This window comes from Escherichia ruysiae (assembly GCF_031323975.1).
Taxonomy (GTDB): Bacteria; Pseudomonadota; Gammaproteobacteria; order Enterobacterales; family Enterobacteriaceae; genus Escherichia; species Escherichia ruysiae.
Genome location: NZ_JAVIWS010000001.1, coordinates 3222538 through 3241368, shown reverse-complemented (window position 1 = coordinate 3241368; position 18831 = coordinate 3222538). Strand labels below are relative to the sequence as shown.

Below are 18831 nucleotides of genomic sequence, written 5' to 3'. Positions count from 1 at the left end.
TCATTCCCCGAGGCGCTTTCCAGGCTATTTTTGTTCTCCTGCAAGCGATACATTTTTCTGGAAGGCATCTCGATTTTTGCGTGAACCTGCCGTCAGGCTCTATTCTTACGATATGAATAAAATCATTGAACTCCGACGCGCCAAAATGCTGGCGCTCTCTTTACTGCTCGTTGCTGCCGCGACTTTTATCGTTACGCTTTTTTTGCCCCCCAATTTTTGGGTGAGCGGCGTGAAGGCGATTGCGGAGGCGGCAATGGTCGGCGCTCTGGCTGACTGGTTTGCGGTGGTGGCGCTGTTTCGCCGCGTGCCGATTCCGATTATTTCTCGCCATACGGCGATTATCCCGCGTAATAAAGACCGGATTGGCGAAAATCTCGGTCAGTTCGTACAGGAAAAATTTCTCGATACCCAATCCCTGGTGGCGTTAATTCGTCGTCATGAACCGGCGTTGTTAATCGGTAACTGGTTTAGTCAGCCGGAAAACGCCCGCCGCGTTGGGCAGCATCTTTTGCAGATCATGAGTGGTTTTCTCGAACTTACCGATGATGCGCGTATTCAGCGTCTGCTTAAGCGCGCGGTGCATCGGGCGATTGATAAAGTGGATCTTTCCGGCACCAGTGCGTTAATGCTGGAAAGCATGACCAAAAACGATCGTCATCAGGTGCTGCTGGATACTCTGATCGCACAACTGATCGCCCTGCTCCAGCGCGATAAATCACGCAAATTTATCGCCCAACAGATCGTCCGCTGGCTGGAGAGCGAGCATCCGCTGAAAGCGAAAATTTTGCCGACTGAATGGCTGGGTGAACACAGTGCGGAGCTGGTTTCTGATGCGGTAAACTCTTTGCTTGATGATATCAGCCGCGATCGCGCGCATCAGATCCGCCATGCGTTTGATCGCGCTACCTTTGCACTGATCGATAAGCTGAAAAACGATCCGGAAATGGCGGCGCGCGCCGACAATATCAAAGCGTATCTGAAAGAAGATGAAGCGTTTAACCGCTATCTCGGTGAATTGTGGGGGGATTTGCGGGAATGGTTGAAGGCCGATATCAATAGCGAAGATTCTCGCGTGAAGGAACGTATCGCGCGGGCGGGTCAATGGTTTGGCGAGACGTTAATTGCCGATGATGCCTTGCGGGCGTCGTTAAATGGTCATCTCGAACAGGCTGCGCACCGCGTCGCACCAGAGTTTTCGGCATTCCTGACACGCCACATTACTGACACGGTGAAAAGCTGGGATGCGCGGGATATGTCGCGGCAAATCGAGTTAAATATTGGCAAAGATCTCCAGTTTATCCGCGTCAACGGTACGCTGGTTGGTGGTTGTATTGGATTGATACTGTATCTTTTATCGCAAATCCCGACTTTGTTACCCCTCGGCAATTTTTAACCGCGAGAGAGAACAAATAAAGCAAACTCAAATCATGGTAATAATGCGGCCTTTTTCATTGTCTCCCGTGTACGGGGAAGGAAAATCATGCCATTTGTCGCCATTTTCGAGCAGTTCTCCGAAATGCGGCATTCCGCTGGTCGGCACTTACTGCACGTTTATGCCGCAGAAGATGCTAACGGCCTGCGATGCGGTTGCTCCACCTCAACTGAAACTCTCGAAGAAGCAGAGAAAGAGCCTGCGCAATCTTTGTCATTGCGCAACGAGCTGAATGCGATATCTGCCTGCATTCGTCAGTAACAGGAAGAAAGACAGCGACAGGAAATGCATTGCGCATTACGCTCTGGCTCCGCGTTAAGGATTCATTAAGATCACTACGTATACTTATCGATATCTTATTGATTTTGTTGGATGGATATGCCATGACAAAAAGGTTTTCGTTAAGTAAACGTATCAGCATTATTATTCTTTTTGCCATTGTGGCAGTGTGTGCTTTCTTCGTGCAATCTTGCGCTCGCAAAAGCAGTTATCCCGCAGGGTTTCAAAATTACCACGTGACTATTGATGGCAAAGAGATTGCAGGTGTAACGAATAATATCTCCTCACTGACCTGGTCTGCGCAGAGTAATACCCTGTTTAGCACTATCAATAAACCTGCGGCGATTGTTGAAATGACCACGAATGGGGATCTGCTCCGCACCATTCCTCTGGATTTTGTGAAAGATCTCGAGACTATCGAATATATTGGTGATAATAAATTCGTCATCAGTGATGAACGCGATTATGCCATTTATGTGATTTCACTTAATGAAAAGTCAGAAGTAAAAATCCTCAAAAAAATAAAAATTCCGTTGCAGGAAACGCCAACCAATAGTGGTTTTGAAGGGCTGGCTTATTCTCGCCAGGATCACACCTTCTGGTTTTTTAAAGAGAAAAATCCGATTGAGGTCTACAAAGTTAACGGGCTACTAAGTAGCAATGAATTGCACATCAGCAAAGACAAGGAACTACAACGTCAATTTACTTTAGATGATGTGTCCGGCGCAGAATTTAACCAACAAAAAAATACGCTTCTGGTACTGTCTCATGAGTCACGCGTACTGCAGGAAGTGACCGCCACTGGGGAAGTGATCGGTGAGATGTCACTTACCAAAGGCAGTCGGGGTTTGTCACATAACATCAAACAGGCTGAAGGGATTGCGATGGATGCCTCTGGCAATATTTATATCGTTGGCGAACCGAATCGTTTTTATCGCTTTACCCCTACATCATCACATTAACAGACTGGCATGTTTCACCTTTTTGTTATTAACTTGTTAACAACAAAAAGACAAGCAAGGTAAAACATGTCCCCGTCATCGCATCCCGTAGAACGCTTTTCCTTCAGCACCGCGCTTTTCGGGATGCTGGTTCTGACCTTAGGTATGGGGTTAGGTCGCTTTCTTTATACGCCGATGCTGCCAGTTATGCTGGCGGAGGGGCAGTTTTCATTTAACGAACTATCGTGGATTGCCAGCGGCAACTACGCTGGGTATCTGGCTGGAAGCCTGTTGTTTTCATTCGGCGCATTTCATTTACCCTCACGTCTGCGCCCGTTTTTATTGGCTTGCGCCCTGGCAACCGGCTTGTTGATCCTCGCGATGGCGTGGTTGCCATCGTTTATTCTGGTGTTGTTGGTTCGCTTTCTGGCGGGTATCGCCAGCGCCGGGATGTTGATTTTCGGCTCGACGCTCATCATGCAACATACCCGCCATCCTTTTGTACTTGCGGCACTGTTTTCTGGCGTTGGTGTTGGCATCGCACTAGGCAATGAATATGTGCTGGCTGGGCTGCATTTTGCCCTCTCCTCGCAAATGCTATGGCAAGGTGCCGGGGCGCTTTCTGGCATGATATTGATTGTACTGGCGCTTTTGATCCCCTCGAAAAAAAACACCATCACGCCTGCGCCGTTAGCAAAAACCAATCAACAACCTATGAGCTGGTGGTTGCTGGCTATTCTGTACGGTCTGGCGGGTTTTGGTTATATCATCGTTGCCACTTATCTGCCGCTCATGGCGAAAGACGCCGGCCTGCCGTTACTGACCGCCCATCTCTGGACGCTGGTCGGCTTGTCGATTGTGCCAGGCTGCTTTGGCTGGTTGTGGGCAGCAAAACATTGGGGGGCGTTACCCTGCCTGACGGTGAATTTGCTGGTACAGGCTATCTGCGTACTGTTAACCCTCGCCAGCAGTTCTCCTTTATTACTCATCATCAGCAGTATTGGCTTTGGCGGCACCTTTATGGGCACGACCTCGCTGGTGATGACCATCGCCCGCCAGCTTAGTGTGCCGGGAAATCTCAACCTGTTAGGCTTTGTGACGCTTATTTATGGCATTGGGCAAATTCTCGGCCCGGCACTGACCAGTATGCTCGGCAACGGAACGTCGGCGCTCGCCAACTCCACGCTTTGTGGCGCAGCGGCGCTGTTTATTGCCGCGCTCATCAGCACAGTGCAATTATTTAAGCTGCAAACGGCGACTTCATAAGGGGGGATTTTTCTCCCCGCCATACCAGAGAAGAGCGCCCTGGTATTTTCCTTTGGGGCATTTCCCTTGCCAGTCAAGAAACTCAACCGCAACAGTTGCTGTCAGTCTGACCATTAACACCGTTTTACTGCCCGCAATGTATTTAATGGCCAGCACGGTGCAAAATGTCGGTCGCAGCCTGGAGACAGCCGAAGTGAATGCTAAATACCATCTGCATATCATTACGGTCTGCGTGATTAACGCTTTTCTGTCGATCTGGGTTATGCAGTTTATTGTTTAACAAGGAGTTTACATGATTGATTATTCCGCAGCCGGTTTCATCCTGCTGCAGGGAGCGCATTTGTATGCGCCGGAAGATCGGGGAGTTTGCGATGTCCTCGTCGCTAACGGCAAGATTATCGCCGTTGCCAGCAATATCCCTTCTGACATCGTACCGGACTGCACGGTTGTCGATCTCAGTGGGCAGATCCTCTGCCCTGGCTTTATTGATCAACACGTTCATTTGATTGGCGGCGGCGGCGAAGCTGGTCCCACGACACGCACGCCGGAAGTGGCGTTAAGCCGCCTGACGGAAGCGGGCGTCACATCGGTGGTTGGCCTGCTTGGCACCGACTCTATCTCTCGCCACCCGGAATCCCTCCTTGCCAAGACCCGTGCGCTCAATGAAGAAGGTATCAGCGCCTGGATGCTGACCGGTGCGTATCATGTACCTTCCCGCACCATTACGGGTTCCGTGGAAAAAGATGTGGCGATTATTGATCGGGTGATTGGTGTGAAATGTGCCATTTCTGATCACCGCTCTGCCGCACCGGATGTTTATCATCTGGCTAATATGGCGGCAGAATCCCGCGTTGGTGGCTTGCTCGGCGGTAAACCTGGCGTCACCGTGTTCCACATGGGCGACAGCAAAAAGGCGTTACAGCCAATCTATGACCTCCTGGAAAACTGCGATGTGCCAATCAGCAAGTTACTGCCGACGCACGTTAACCGTAACGTTCCTTTGTTTGAACAGGCGCTGGAGTTCGCCCTGAAAGGCGGCACCATCGACATCACCAGCAGCATTGACGAGCCGGTTGCCCCTGCAGAAGGGATTGCCCGCGCCGTTCAGGCGGGTATTCCGCTGGCTCGCATCACCCTCAGCTCCGACGGCAACGGTAGCCAGCCGTTCTTTGACGACGAGGGGAATTTAACGCATATCGGCGTTGCCGGTTTTGAGACTTTACTGGAAACCGTACAGGTGCTGGTCAAAGACTTCGGTTTCAGTATCAGCGATGCCGTGCGTCCACTCACCAGCAGCGTCGCCGGTTTCCTCAACCTGACAGGGAAAGGTGAAATTCTGCCCGGCAATGACGCGGATTTGCTGGTTATGACACCGGAACTGCGCATTGAGCAGGTGTACGCTCACGGCAAACTGATGGTCAAAGACGGCAAGGCGTGTGTGAAAGGAACGTTTGAAACTGCATAAGCGGTTGTCTGCCGCCCGAATGGACGTAGAAGCCCGTTCGGACGGCTGACAGAGTAAAACGCAGAAGATGGTATTTAGCTGACTTTTCCCACCGTCGCACTGTACCAACCGCCAGGCTGCCAGACCAACTCAAACGTCAGAGGTTCATCGTCGTGGTACAGCATCATCTCCAGACTGATCGTCAGATCGTGGCAATATGCTTCTTTCAGACTCACTTGCAATGCAGCAATACGTGGTTCATGAAATAAAAGAGCGGAACGCAACTGACGGCAATACCAGCTCTGGAGATGTTTGTCGCTCTGATTATCCCCTTGCCACTCTGGCATACCTGAAATAAGTAATGCAGGTAGCGGTGAATGAGGAGAATTGAAAAGTTGAAAGAGATCCCGACATACGGAATCACGCAGCGATGATGTATTGCTGCCTGTGTTTTCAGGTAATACGGTCTGAAGTAATTGGCGCATCATTTTGCGCACTCCTGACGTTTAGCGGCATCGATATCTTGCCCTGACGGCTTGACACCACTGGGTTGATGCTCATTTTCCATAGTCATTCCTTTTTGCTCATTGCATCCGTGCCTGATAACAGGCTTGATTCTCGCCCGCAAAGTATAAGACCCTGAACAGAAATGAAGATCCACTTACTTTTTATTTAAAAAGATATAATTTGATAAAAGTCACTAAACCAGACAGAAACAAATCAATATATTTTGATTATTCCGAATAATCACTCAGATTTAAATAGATATAAAATGCTTATAAAAGACATGTAATAAGTAATTATTAAATTACTCATCGTTTATTAATAATATCGGTTATTACGTGGCTAAAAGGCCTGGTGCAAAGCTGCTCAACTTGGCACCAGAAATAAGGGTCAGGCGTCAACTTTATCCAACGGCCAGGAGTCGAAGAGATAGCCGTCAAAATAGATATCATCAACATTGGAAAATTCCAGCAGGCGCTGTTTCACATTTTCCAGATGCTGCCACATTGCCAGCTTCGCCGCACGGGCGTCTTTTTTGATTAACGCAGCGAGGATCTGTTTGTGATCGCCCAGCCACTCTTTGCGATACAAGCTGTCATCCAGATGGCTGTGCAACTGGATCCACATCGGATTGTTTTCACGCCACTGCCAGGACTGACGGAACAACTCCACCAGCATACTGTTATGGGTCGCTTCCGCGATGGCGAGGTGGAACTGCATATCGCCGCTTTCACTGCTGCCCGGTGCGCTGGAGGCCAGTTCGCGTTCTTCAAGCTGCAATGCCTGGCGCATTTTGACGATATCTTCGCGGGTGGCCTGCAAAGCGGCAAATTCCGCGATGTTACTTTCCAGTAACTGACGCGCCTGTAACAGCTCAAAAGGACCGGCGTCATTGCAGACGTTGGCATCTGCGTTGTCGGCAGTGTGGCTGGTTGAACTGTCGAGAACATAAATACCGGCGCCGCGCCGCACTTCTACCAGCCCTTTGATCTCCAGCATGATCAACGCCTCACGCACCACAGTACGCGTAACCTCGAGCATTTCTGCGATTTCACGCTCCGGCGGCAGTCGTTCGCCAGGATTGTACGGTGTTTTGATGATCAGATCGCGGATCATCGCCCCGACTTCCTGGTAAGGTCTTTGCGCAGAGGTGGCAGATTTCATGATGTTGTGTCCGTTAGGTGCGGTTAATCAAATTATTGCCGGATGCGGCGTGAACACCTTATCCGACCGACAAAGAGTGCGTATTTAATAAGTTGCGATTGATACCCTGGCTCGATAAGCGTGCGCATCGGGCGATCTTACGTTGATCGTCAATGACAAACTATACCATTAGCACTGGAAGTTGGCACGTACAGGTAGGCAAAAAAACGAAAACTGGTCAACCAAATATTGGTTTGATTGACCAGTAAGTCTGTATGGTAATCAGTCAGTTACAGTGCAGCCACGCATTCGCGCGCGCCGCGCTCGCACAGTTGCTGATATGCCGCTGTCACTGCGCCAACAAAGTCGGCATTCTGCGGCAGATCATCTGCAAAAATACCGCTCAGGCTCAACAGGGCTTTTACGCGTTCTGCTCCCTGATATTGCGCGTTGATCTTCTGGAATTCAGCCAGCATCGGGTCAACTACGTCGATGGCGTTGCCTTGCTCATCCACACCCTGGGTGTAACGCATCCAGCCCGCCACGCCGAGCGCCAGGTGACGCCAGCTACCGCCGTTTTGCAGGTGCAGACGCACCGGGTCCAGCAGACGCTGCGGTAACTTCTGGCTGCCGTCCATCGCAATCTGCCAGGTGCGGTGACGCAGAGACGGGTTGCTGAAACGCTCGATCAGCAGCGTCGCATAGGCGTTCAGGTCAGTCCCTTCCGGCATCGACAGCGTTGGCGCTTGTTCCTGCATCATCAGGGCAAAGGCGGCTTTGCGATAAGCCGGGTTAGTCATGGTATCAGCAATGGTTTCATAGCCACCGAGGTAACCAAGGTACGCCAGGAAAGAGTGGCTGCCGTTGAGCATACGCAGTTTCATCATTTCGAATGGTACAACGTCCGAAACGAACTGTGCGCCCACTTTATCCCAGTCCGGGCGACCATTAACGAAGTTATCTTCAATCACCCACTGACGGAACGGTTCACAGGCAATCGCGCACGGATCGTAAACACCCAGTTGATCAGCAATTTCCTGTAAGGTTTCTGGCGTCGCCGCCGGAACAATGCGGTCAACCATGGTGCACGGAAAGGTGACATTTTCTTCAATCCATGCCGCCAGCTGTGGGTCGCGCGCCTGAGCCAGCCCCAGAACGGCAACTTTCGCCACATGACCGTTTTCACGCACGTTGTCGCAGGACATTACGGTAAACGCTTTCAGCCCTTTTTCACGACGCAGGCGCAGAGCTTCAACGATGTAACCAATCGCGGACTTCGGCGCGGTCGGATTTTCCAGGTCGTGCTTGATCAGCGGGTTATTGAGATCCAACTGACCGCTTGCCGCATCGGCGCAGTAACCTTTTTCCGTGACCGTCAGGGAGACAATCGCTGTTTGCGGACGCGCCATTGCGTTGAGAATACCTTCGCAACCGTCGATTTCCGGATGCAGAGCTTCTTTCATCGAACCGATAATTTTCAGTTCAGTGCTTTCTGCACCTTTTTCCGCCACGGTGTACAGCAGTTGCTGTTTTTTCAGGTTTTCGATCAGCACACGGTCGTTACCTGGCATCAGGTTAACTTCGCAGATACCCCAGTCGCTGTCGGTGCTTTCCAGCAGATGATGGGTGTACAGCGCCTGGTGCGCGCGGTGAAACGCCCCGCAACCGAGATGCACAATGCGTGATTCCAGACGAGAATGATCCCATGACGGGCGGGCAACCGGCAGATTGCTGTCAACAATAGTAGTCATCGTAAACTCCAGAATCCGTCTTCAGAGAGTGACGGCAAGGAAGAAGGAACCGGCACGGCGCGCAGCCATGCCGGTGGGTATTAACGGCTAAAGAAAGCGCGCTGGATCGCCAGTTCGACACCGCGAACTTCGGCCAGGCCTTTCAGACGACCAATCGCGGAGTAACCTGGGTTGGTTTTCTTCTTCAGGTCGTCCAGCATCTGATGACCGTGGTCCGGACGCATCGGGATCAGGTCTTCTTTGCCTTCCGCTTTACGACGGTGTTCTTCTTCAACAATCGCTTTCACCACTTCGTACATATCAACGTCACCGTTCAGGTGCGCCGCTTCGTGGAAGGTTTTCGGGTTATCTTCACGCATGGTGGAACGCAGATGGGTGAAGTAAATACGCGGACCGAACTGCTTGATCATATCAACCAGATCGTTGTCAGCACGCACGCCGTAAGAACCGGTGCACATGGTGAAACCGTTCGCCATGCTGTTTACGGTATCAACCATCCACTGCATATCTTCAATGGTGGAAACAATGCGCGGCAGGCCGAGGATCGGGCGCGGCGGATCGTCCGGGTGAACAGCCATACGCACGCCAACTTCTTCGGCAACCGGAATAATGGCTTTCAGGAAGACCGCAAAGTTTTCGCGCAGCTTCGCTTTGTCGATATCTTTGTACAGCTCCAGGTGCTTACGGAACTGGTCGAGGGTGTAGCCTTCTTCCGCGCCCGGCAGACCAGCAATGATGTTACGGGTCAGACGCGCTTTGTCTTCGTCGCTCATAGTGGCGAAGCGTTCAGCAGCCTGAGCAATTTCTTCTTCGGTGTAATCCGCTTCCGCGCCTGGGCGCTTCAGGATGTGCATTTCAAACGCAGCAAATTCGATCTGGTCGAAACGCAGGGCTTTGGAGCCGTCCGGCAGTACGTATTCGAGGTCAGTACGGGTCCAGTCGAGCACTGGCATGAAGTTGTAGCACACGGTGCGAATACCGCACTGCGCAAGGTTGCGCAGGGTCTGCTGATAGTTAGCGATCCACTGCTCATAGTTGCCGGTATGGGTTTTGATATCTTCGTGAATTGGCACGCTTTCTACGACAGACCACACCAGGCCAGCATCTTCAACGATAGCCTTGCGTTTGAGGATCTCTTCTACGGACCATACTTCGCCGTTCGGGATATGGTGCAGCGCGGTAACCACGCCAGTTGCGCCCGCCTGACGGACATCAGCTAAAGAAACCGGATCGTTTGGGCCGTACCAGCGCCAGGTCTGTTCCATGATTTTTCCTCTTTCACATAGTGGGTTCAACAGCGAAGAGACGCGGAACCCCGGAGTTGTTTAGGTATCCGGATGAACAACCAGACCACAGCCGTGGCGTCGCACCGGATGAGATGGCGTATAAGTTCTACCTTTTGGTAAGACATGTCAACCCGGATTCTAAAATTGGTTAACCACATCACAAGAAATCTACTCTCCCGCCGATTGTTGCAAATTACAGCAAGGGTAAACAACGGTTATTGATCAGGGTATGTGATATTCATCGCAACAATGGTTGACCAATTTACATAACATGTCGCCCAAAATAACAACGGTTCAACCAGGTAAGGTAAAACGTTATGCATGTGCTTAACATTCTCTGGGTGGTATTCGGCATTGGCCTGATGCTGGTACTGAATTTGAAGTTCAAAATCAATTCAATGGTGGCTTTGCTAGTGGCGGCGCTGTCCGTCGGGATGCTGGCGGGCATGGATTTGATGTCGCTGCTTCACACCATGAAAGCGGGCTTCGGCAACACGCTGGGGGAACTGGCGATCATCGTGGTATTCGGTGCGGTCATCGGTAAATTGATGGTCGACTCTGGCGCGGCTCACCAGATAGCGCACACGCTGCTGGCGCGTCTCGGTCTGCGCTATGTTCAGATATCGGTGATTATCATCGGCTTGATTTTCGGTCTGGCGATGTTCTATGAAGTGGCCTTTATCATGTTGGCACCGCTGGTGATCGTGATTGCAGCCGAAGCCAAAATCCCGTTCCTGAAACTGGCTATTCCGGCAGTAGCAGCTGCCACTACCGCACATTCACTGTTCCCGCCGCAGCCGGGCCCGGTGGCGCTGGTAAATGCTTATGGCGCGGATATGGGGATGGTTTATATCTATGGCGTACTGGTGACGATCCCAAGTGTAATCTGCGCTGGCCTGATCCTGCCGAAGTTCCTCGGTAATCTGGAACGCCCAACGCCGTCATTTCTGAAAGCAGATCAACCGGTAGATATGAACAATCTGCCTTCTTTCGGCGTTTCGATTCTGGTGCCGCTGATCCCAGCGATCATTATGATCTCCACCACCATCGCCAATATCTGGCTGGTAAAAGAGACCCCTGCCTGGGAAGTGGTTAACTTTATCGGTTCCTCGCCGATTGCAATGTTTATTGCGATGGTGGTTGCATTCGTACTCTTTGGCACCGCGCGCGGGCACGATATGCAGTGGGTAATGAACGCCTTTGAAAGCTCGGTAAAAAGCATTGCGATGGTGATTCTGATCATCGGTGCTGGCGGCGTACTGAAGCAGACCATCATCGACACCGGCATTGGTGACACCATCGGCATGTTGATGTCGCATGGCAATATTTCGCCCTACATCATGGCGTGGCTGATCACCGTACTGATTCGTCTGGCGACCGGTCAGGGTGTGGTTTCGGCGATGACTGCCGCCGGGATTATCAGTGCTGCAATCCTTGATCCGGCAACCGGTCAACTGGTTGGCGTGAATCCGGCGCTGCTGGTGCTGGCGACGGCTGCAGGTTCCAACACCCTCACCCACATTAACGATGCATCTTTCTGGTTGTTTAAGGGTTATTTTGACCTGTCGGTAAAAGACACGTTAAAAACATGGGGTCTGCTGGAACTGGTCAACTCCGTGGTTGGGCTGATTATTGTGTTGATTATCAGCATGGTAGCGTAAAGGAACACCAGAGCCTGCCAATGGCAGGCTCTGACTGATGACAAAGTCTAAAAATGTGCCCAGACAGTCCCCTCGCCCCTCCGGGGAGAGGGTTAGGGTGAGGGGAACAGACCAGCAAAGTGCGCTTTGTGTATGCCTGATGCGACGCTGGCGCGTCTTATCTGGCCTACAAAGGGCTAACATGCAGGTTTTGCAGGTAGCCTGGCGCATCACGTAATATTACGTACCAGCATTAGCAAGCCCTGTGATTTCTTTATTGATAAACAAAAGTAACACCAATAATCGACTGCACATTACCTGCAGTCACCTGCCCTCCAGTACGTGCGTAATTTGCCGTTAATCCCAGACTTACCGCCGAAGTCCCTACTGCCCCTAATGACACAGTGCTATTCGCTGGAATAATCGTTCCGTTGCGCGTCAACTGTACGCCGACTCCCTGTGCTGGCGAAAACGACGCGGTATTGGTGAAAATCGAGTTGCCCGCATCTGCGGTTGTGCCTGAAAGGTAATACCCCAGGTTTTGGCTTTTCGCACAATAAACGGTAAGAGGAATCGGCACCGAACCGGGATAGTCCGGCAGTGTAACGGTGACATCACGAGCGGAAACATCACAGCCGCCAGTGGGCACCACCACATCATTATTGGCGTAAATATTCCAGACGAACTGGAAATCATCGCTGTTATAGTTGTTGGTCTGTCGCAAAATAAGCACGGCAATTAATGAGCCTGCCTTAATCGCAACGCCACCCGCACTGCTGACAGGCGTCAGATAAAGCGCCACCGGCCAGGGCTTATCCGTTCTCGAATTATAAACAATGCGCGGCGTTTCGCTGGTGGTCGGGAAAGGATAGCTACTACCATTATATTTTACGGTTCCGGAAAAATTAGATAACACACCGCCATAAGCTGAACCTCGTTGCAGTGTGACATAGTCTGTAATGGTTTCCGGGTAATCGTTATGGCAAAAGATCTGCGTCGAAAGATCCACGACCAAGTTTTGCCCCACATTCACGGCGGGCGCAAGGCTGACATAGACATTGGCGCTGCCACCGCCAATTGGGATAGCTGTGCCATTGGCGGTTTTACAGGCGAATGACCAGGCATTTACCGACCAGCCCATCAGCAGTACAGCAAACAAGGTAATAACTCGTTTCATTACAATCATCTCTTCGGGTTCAGCTGTAGGTATAGGTGATGCTAACCACTGCCTGAATGGTTCCCTGAGTGGCTCCGCCATTTACCGTCAATGCTCTGACCTGTAACGGGAAGTGCGCTGATTGTGAGGAATCATCCACCTGAACTGTTTTGGTTGCGCTAGTATTCAATGTGTTGCCACTGTCATCCTGTAGCTCTAACTGGATGTTTTGCGCGGTCCCTTGGTTTTTATAATATCCGGTACTGTCGGCTGCCCCGCTGAAGCTGGCGGTGACCCTGGACGTTCCCACCGGACAATTAGTCAACTCAAGCGCAACATCATGCCAGGCCGATGCCGCTCCGGCAGATATCAGGCTAAAAGAATAAAGATCGCCGAGATCTACCGTGGCATTGGTGGTGGAAACTGTGCACGGTTTGGCGACGACCTTACCGTTCACCGTGATGGTGACATCGGCTGCCTGTATCGTCGCACTTGCGAGCGCCAACATTGCCGCCAATAAATACCCACGTTTGCGCCATTTCATGAGCATCTCCAGTTACTGATATTCAAGAGTAAAGGTTGCCGTGGCATTGATATGCCCCGCAGTGACAGGCACCTGTGTCGCCATTAGCCGGGCGTAAAAATTCAGCGTATTTGGTTTACCCGGCGTCAGGGTCGTCCACGAAATCGCGGACGATGGGGCATTAAGGGGTATCTGATTTTGTTGCTCATTCAGAAACTGTATTCCCAGCCCTGCGGCCGCTGACACCGTATTATCAAGTGCAAGCAGGTTGGCATTGTGGCTATCTGAAACACCGGTAAACCCAACCTTTACGGCGGAAACGGCATTACCACAGGGTGACAGCACAATACGAAATGGAACGGCTGGAGTCGTCGCCCCAATGTTGCTAAATTGCTTCGCTGCGTTTTCCATCAGATCAACGGTAAAATTGGTTGATTCAGCGGCCACACTACAGCCGTTATCCCTGACATAGCCGCGAATAGTAATCGTGCTATCTGCGGCTCTGGCGTGACTGACAACCAGCGACAAAAAAACGCAGAGAAGATAAAAAGGTTTGCTTTTCATCACGCCCCCTTAACGACATTCAGCTGATAGCTGAGTTAATAACTGCTGCTGACTCTCTGGTGGCAGTTGATAATTGGCGACACAGTGAGCACTCTCCCCTTCTCCCCATTTCACCTGAACTTTTCCCGCTAAAGGCATTCCGCTGAGATAAACCTGGCCATTATCCGCAACAATGCCGCTACTCTGGCTGCTCTCTGATGTGACCATCGCCCCAAACGGCAGCGGCTTATTATTGTGGGTTAGCGTCATGAGCAGTTTTATTCCAACGCGCGCTTTAAACTCTGCTCGCACAATTGCCCCACGGGTGGGAACAACGTTAGCGACCGCGTTATCTAAATCGACGTTATCAGCCAGGGTATTGGTATCCAGCGCCACTCTATTTTCGCGATATTCAGTGGCATAAGGCAGCACGGCATAACCGCGCCAGTCGGTACGCACCCCCGTCTGGTTTTCGACTTTTGCATCTTTTGCGCCAGGCGCTTTAACAAGCACCACCGTATCGTTTAACGGCTGCCCCAGCGTTATGCCATTGGCATGAGCCAATACCCCACCGCTGACTCCGTAATAGAACTGCTTAATATCATCGTTATGGCTGTAACCGATGTTGGCATTGCCGTAGCCACCGCGATAATTCAGCGTGGCGTAGCCTGTACTTCCGCTATTACCATCGCCTCCCCCGGCATAGCCGGTTTGCACGCTATAGCTGAGGTTGTTGTCTTCCAGCAACGTACCGTATACACCAGCCAGATTGGTCATCCGACCGTTGAGATCGTGCGACATGCTGTAGCTGGCACTGGCATGTCGCCACTGAGATTTACTGTCAGAACGCAGCCAGTGGCTGAAAGGAATGTTGACGTTAAGAGCTAACATCTGATCCCGTCCTTTTTGCCAGGCGTTTTTCGTCAGGCTATAGCTGAGCGTCCAGTTGATATCTTCGAACGCAGTATTTAATCCAGCCTGGAATTGCTCATCGACATTACTTGTTCCCCAATAAGTTTGATGGCTACCACTCAAATACAGTGTTGATGTGCGCCCGAGTTGCTGAGTAACAGTGAGCTGTAATTTCCCGCGTTTGTTATAAGTGAGGTTGTAATAGTCGGTGAATTTCGGCTTAACCTGAATAACACCATCCTGTGTTTCGATGTTGTAGCCATTCATTCGACTGTATGTTGTATCAGCGAAATTAAAATATCCGCTGGTCGAATAGCGGTAACCCACTAACTGAATATTCGTGCCTGACTCATTGAGCGATTTGTTATAAAGAAAACGCACCGATTGCCCGTCATGCTGACTGTCATCGGGAAGTGTGGCATTAGCCTGCGTCATATCCACCGACAGAGCGCCCAGTGCCCCCATGTTTTTCCCGATACCGAAATTAAAAGCACGATAACGATCCGCCAGTTGCGTTCCACCATATATTGTCCAGCCAGCCGGAAGGCCGTGGAGTAATGTACTCTGGAAAAAGCGGGGTTTTTCCTGTTGCGCATTTCCACTACGGTATTCTCCTGCCGTAATGGAATAACGTGTATGCCCTTCACGTTGCAAAAGCGGGACTGACGAATAGGGTACGGTAAAGATCTGCGTGCTACCGTCAGCCTCTTTAATCGTTACCTGCAAGTCACCACTATTACCTGCGGCATAGATATCGTTGATGGTAAAAGGCCCCGGTGGCACCGTACTATTATAAATGTCATACCCATTTTGTTTAATAGTGACCTGTGCAGTACCACGCGCAATACCGTGGATCACCGGGGCAAATCCTCTTTGGCTATCGGGTAACATATTGTCATCTGAGGCCAATTGTGCGCCGCGAAAGTTAATACCATCGAAAATATCGCCCTGGGTATAACCATCACCCAGCGTCAGCCGGGAACGTAACGGAATGATGTCTCGCTCAAGCCAGGTATTGATATGCTGCCATTTATTTTTGCTACCTGATGAACTGTCGCTACTGTTATAACTCCAGGTGGTATTGTCGCGTAAACGCCATGCACCAATATTTAACCCACTCTGTAGGTTTAAATATGCATAATGGCTGTTACCCCCAACCCGATTCTGCACACTATTTCCACTGAAGTTATAATTGAGCAATCCGGCATTAATACCGGGATCCCATAACTCAGGAGGAATATAACCACGCGCGCGATTACTCATAAATGCCTGAGGGATCGTCAGGTTGAGTCGCTGCTGACCAACATCTAAATGCGCAGTAGCGTCATGGATCATTGTAGTTAATGGCACGCAGGCATCATCCGCCAGCAGATTCATACCGGAGACAGAAGCTGTATTCAGCCCCATACTGGCGAGTTGAGCGCGAGTCAGGCAAGGGACAATCCCTTGTTTACTGTCACCCGTATTAAACGTGACGTCACGCGTCGCCATATAACCATTATTCAAATAGATATCGACGCGATACGTCCCCGGCGGTAACTCTTGCCCATTTTCAAAACGCGATAAATCAGCCACAGCCTGGGGATCATCCGCTAAAAAACGCGGATTAAAATAGAGTTCGGCAGATGACAAAGGTGCCTGTGCGACAAAAGCACAGGCAACAGAGAGTCGGACAAAAAAACCAGCCAGACGAGGCTTACGAATATGTAAGCATTGTGTGTTTCGCTGGTAAAGTCTTAAATTCAGATATGACATTATTCCTCCGGTTAAAATTATCCGGCAGTCAATTCTTTTTATTCAGGCGAAAAATTCTCCCTGCGTTATTCCATTACGCCCGTCATTTTTGGGGTAAGTGCGCCATAATCATTTATTGTTCGGTAAGTAATATTGCTTCCTGCATCAGGAGGCAATTTAACCGTGCTTTCGCCCATTGGAGGCACCAATGCATTTTCAAGAATCCGTGTTCCGGCATTTAACTCTGTTACCGTCAGGTAATAGGGTGTCGGGTTAATCAACGTCAGAGAATTTGCGCCGCGACGGAATCTTAATTTTTCTGCGGCCTGATCGGGTGGCAACGCTAATTTAGCCGGGCGATAGTACAGTTTAATGCGGCTGATAATTGCGAGCTGTAGCGTATTCTCGGTCAATTTTGATTTATCCATTGACGGAATCGCTTTGACATTCATCCAGAACAAACTTTCCCGATCCTGCGGCAATTGGTTATTTGTGGCATCAAGAATACGCAAGGTATTCTCTTTTTTTCCCTTCATCGCAAACAGAGGTGGCGTCACGATAAAACGACCATCCTTTACACCATCGGCATTTTCTACCCATGATTGAATTAAATAGGTGCTATTCTCATCATTATTTGTCACGGCAAGTTGCACTTGTTTTTGCCCTGCAGGATAAATTACGCGTGTCGCACCTAAGGCCACTCCCGCTTCAGCACGTCCGGCAACCATCATTGCCATGATCATCAGGATACCTGCCAGTAAGCAGAATGTTATTTCCTGCGATTTCCTTACATTGACGTTTTTATTACTCACTGTCCTGTTCCTGTTATCACATTGTCTGCTGAACAATTACTGATAGGTTAAAGAGAACCAGGCCTGGGCATTGGCGATGCCGCCAGTAACCCGACGCCCGGTAGCACGATATTTGGCGATGAAATGTAGCGAAGTAGAGCCAGAGTAAAGCCGTTTCCAGTTCACAGGAGGACGATTAATCGGTACGAGGTTTCCTTCATCATCAAACAACGCTACACCAATATTGGTTGCTATCCCTGGCCCCTCTCCCACAGAAAGCACATCCGGATTTTTACCATCCGCGACACCGTGAAAAGCCACGCCCACACGTTCACTCACCACCGTGCTACATTCCCGTAAATGAATAACAAAAGGCACCGGTGCGCTATCTTCCCCTACCGCATGAAACCGGTTACTGCTGATTTGCCCCATATTGACCGTCATTTGTTTATCACCGGCTTCAATCCGGCAAGTTTCCGCAATAATGACGCCCTGAAATTGCATATTTCCGCCGGGCAACGTGGTGTTCCATTTATTTCCGGCCAGAGCAAACATCGGCAGCAACAACGCTACTAGAAATAATCTCGTCCTTTTCATCATTATTCTTATCGCACAAGGAGTGGGCATCCTTGCCCATAATGACGTCCCTAAACCTGAGTAGGTTATTGATACTGAACCTTGAAGGTCGCATCCGCATTAGCAGCACCAGGGGTTGCAGCACCGGTTGCAAAATAACGTGCCTGGAACGGAATGATGTTGGTTCCGTTGTTCAGGGTTGTTTGTGCGCTAAATGTCGCACCGTCCAGCGCCAGCGCAGTACCCGTTCTGTCCAGGATCTGCACACCAACATTTGTTGCGCTGCCCGCAGCTGAACTCTGCAGAGCCAGTACGTTGGTATGATTTCCATCAATTGCTGTGCCAAGGAAGGCAATGGCTGCTTTGTCTGCAACAGTGGTATCGCAATCATTCAGCTGAATGTTAAAACCGACAGCAGAACTGGTTGCACCTTCTTGTGCCAACGAAGCGGTACGCACTTGACCTAACTGAACAGTTTGATCAACAGAGCCTGCATCAACCGCACAAGCGGCGTTAACAACTTCCCCTTTAAAGTGAACTGTCCCACCATTTACCGTCGTAGCAGCGGCCAAAGCCGCTGTGGAACTGAGGGACAGAGCCGACAGAACAACGATTGCCAGAGTTTTAATTTTCATGCTGCTTTCCTTTTTAAATCTACGTATAAATCAATATGGGCAGTCGTTCTGTACACTTTGTTTTGGAAACGAGTTTGACTGCCAACACTGCACAGTTTCCCCCCAAAAAATGAAACATTTGGGGCCATTTTGACTCATAGAGGAAAGCATCGCGCACGAACTTTTTCAGTTTATTTGTTGGCTTTATGTTCTGTGATTATATTTATTTATAGATTTTTATATTGAATGAGGTGGTTTTTGGAGAGAAGAATGAGGAAGTTGCTTCGAGAAAGAGA

The 18831-nt window shown here is 50.3% G+C and carries 16 protein-coding genes and 2 pseudogenes; 7 read left to right on the top strand and 11 right to left on the bottom strand.

What is annotated here, in order from left to right; genetic code table 11:
* Nucleotides 1–112: 112 nt before the first annotated feature.
* The 6 genes and pseudogenes from RGV86_RS15710 (at nucleotide 113) to iadA (ending at nucleotide 5383) form a co-directional block, all read left to right on the top strand.
* The gene (locus RGV86_RS15710) at nucleotides 113–1393 is read left to right on the top strand and encodes a DUF445 domain-containing protein (protein WP_032227046.1); all 1281 of its coding nucleotides are present in this window, start codon (nucleotides 113–115) and stop codon (nucleotides 1391–1393) included.
* Nucleotides 1394–1520: 127 nt separating this feature from the next.
* Nucleotides 1521–1645, top strand: a pseudogene (locus tag RGV86_RS22325) (double-cubane-cluster-containing anaerobic reductase); the annotation flags it as partial.
* A gap of 170 nt (nucleotides 1646–1815) precedes the next feature.
* Entirely contained in the window at nucleotides 1816–2673 is an 858-nt protein-coding gene (locus RGV86_RS15700; protein ID WP_085460280.1) for an SdiA-regulated domain-containing protein, read from the top strand.
* A 66-nt stretch (nucleotides 2674–2739) separates the two neighbouring features.
* Nucleotides 2740–3918 carry an MFS transporter gene (locus tag RGV86_RS15695; protein ID WP_085460279.1) on the top strand — a complete coding sequence of 393 codons (1179 nt, stop codon included), beginning with the start codon at nucleotides 2740–2742 and terminating at the stop codon, nucleotides 3916–3918.
* Nucleotides 3919–4036: 118 nt separating this feature from the next.
* Nucleotides 4037–4198: pseudogene (locus tag RGV86_RS15690) on the top strand (hypothetical protein); the annotation flags it as partial.
* 12 nt (nucleotides 4199–4210) lie between these two features.
* A complete protein-coding gene (iadA, locus tag RGV86_RS15685) occupies nucleotides 4211–5383 on the top strand; it encodes a beta-aspartyl-peptidase (RefSeq protein WP_085460278.1) in 1173 nt (390 codons plus the stop codon).
* A gap of 74 nt (nucleotides 5384–5457) precedes the next feature.
* Here the strand turns inward: iadA and iraD are convergent, their stop codons facing one another.
* From iraD to uxuA, 4 genes are all read right to left on the bottom strand, one after another.
* On the bottom strand, nucleotides 5458–5850 hold the full coding sequence (gene iraD / locus RGV86_RS15680) for an anti-adapter protein IraD (RefSeq protein WP_085460277.1): 393 nt from the start codon (nucleotides 5848–5850) through the stop codon (nucleotides 5458–5460).
* A 406-nt stretch (nucleotides 5851–6256) separates the two neighbouring features.
* Nucleotides 6257–7030 carry a Uxu operon transcriptional regulator gene (gene uxuR / locus RGV86_RS15675; RefSeq protein WP_000833697.1) on the bottom strand — a complete coding sequence of 258 codons (774 nt, stop codon included), beginning with the start codon at nucleotides 7028–7030 and terminating at the stop codon, nucleotides 6257–6259.
* 269 nt (nucleotides 7031–7299) lie between these two features.
* Nucleotides 7300–8760, bottom strand: coding sequence for a fructuronate reductase (locus RGV86_RS15670; RefSeq protein ID WP_085460276.1), 1461 nt, complete (start codon nucleotides 8758–8760; stop codon nucleotides 7300–7302).
* Between the two features lie 80 nt (nucleotides 8761–8840).
* Nucleotides 8841–10025 carry a mannonate dehydratase gene (gene uxuA / locus RGV86_RS15665; RefSeq protein WP_000438582.1) on the bottom strand — a complete coding sequence of 395 codons (1185 nt, stop codon included), beginning with the start codon at nucleotides 10023–10025 and terminating at the stop codon, nucleotides 8841–8843.
* Nucleotides 10026–10363: 338 nt separating this feature from the next.
* Here uxuA and gntP point away from each other — a divergent pair, with 338 nt between their 5' ends.
* A complete protein-coding gene (gene gntP / locus RGV86_RS15660; protein WP_085460275.1) occupies nucleotides 10364–11707 on the top strand; it encodes a gluconate permease GntP in 1344 nt (447 codons plus the stop codon).
* 253 nt (nucleotides 11708–11960) lie between these two features.
* Here gntP and fimH read toward each other — a convergent pair whose 3' ends face one another.
* From fimH to fimA, 7 genes are all read right to left on the bottom strand, one after another.
* Nucleotides 11961–12863: a type 1 fimbria D-mannose specific adhesin FimH gene (gene fimH, locus RGV86_RS15655; RefSeq protein WP_085460274.1), complete on the bottom strand. Its 903-nt coding sequence runs from the start codon at nucleotides 12861–12863 to the stop codon at nucleotides 11961–11963.
* A 19-nt stretch (nucleotides 12864–12882) separates the two neighbouring features.
* The gene (gene fimG, locus RGV86_RS15650; protein WP_373890474.1) at nucleotides 12883–13326 is read right to left on the bottom strand and encodes a type 1 fimbrial minor subunit FimG; all 444 of its coding nucleotides are present in this window, start codon (nucleotides 13324–13326) and stop codon (nucleotides 12883–12885) included.
* 72 nt (nucleotides 13327–13398) lie between these two features.
* Nucleotides 13399–13929 (bottom strand): type 1 fimbrial adaptor subunit FimF, encoded by a 531-nt coding sequence (gene fimF, locus RGV86_RS15645; protein ID WP_085460272.1) that lies wholly within the window; start codon nucleotides 13927–13929, stop codon nucleotides 13399–13401.
* A 9-nt stretch (nucleotides 13930–13938) separates the two neighbouring features.
* The gene (fimD, locus tag RGV86_RS15640; protein ID WP_309508484.1) at nucleotides 13939–16575 is read right to left on the bottom strand and encodes a fimbrial usher FimD; all 2637 of its coding nucleotides are present in this window, start codon (nucleotides 16573–16575) and stop codon (nucleotides 13939–13941) included.
* A gap of 65 nt (nucleotides 16576–16640) precedes the next feature.
* Nucleotides 16641–17366, bottom strand: a complete 726-nt coding sequence (fimC, locus tag RGV86_RS15635; protein WP_085460270.1) for a type 1 fimbria chaperone FimC — start codon at nucleotides 17364–17366, stop codon at nucleotides 16641–16643.
* Nucleotides 17367–17402: 36 nt separating this feature from the next.
* A complete protein-coding gene (gene fimI / locus RGV86_RS15630) occupies nucleotides 17403–17942 on the bottom strand; it encodes a type 1 fimbrial minor subunit FimI (protein WP_077629697.1) in 540 nt (179 codons plus the stop codon).
* 65 nt (nucleotides 17943–18007) lie between these two features.
* Nucleotides 18008–18556 (bottom strand): type 1 fimbrial major subunit FimA, encoded by a 549-nt coding sequence (gene fimA / locus RGV86_RS15625; RefSeq protein WP_000695568.1) that lies wholly within the window; start codon nucleotides 18554–18556, stop codon nucleotides 18008–18010.
* Between the last annotated feature and the right edge of the window lie 275 nt (nucleotides 18557–18831).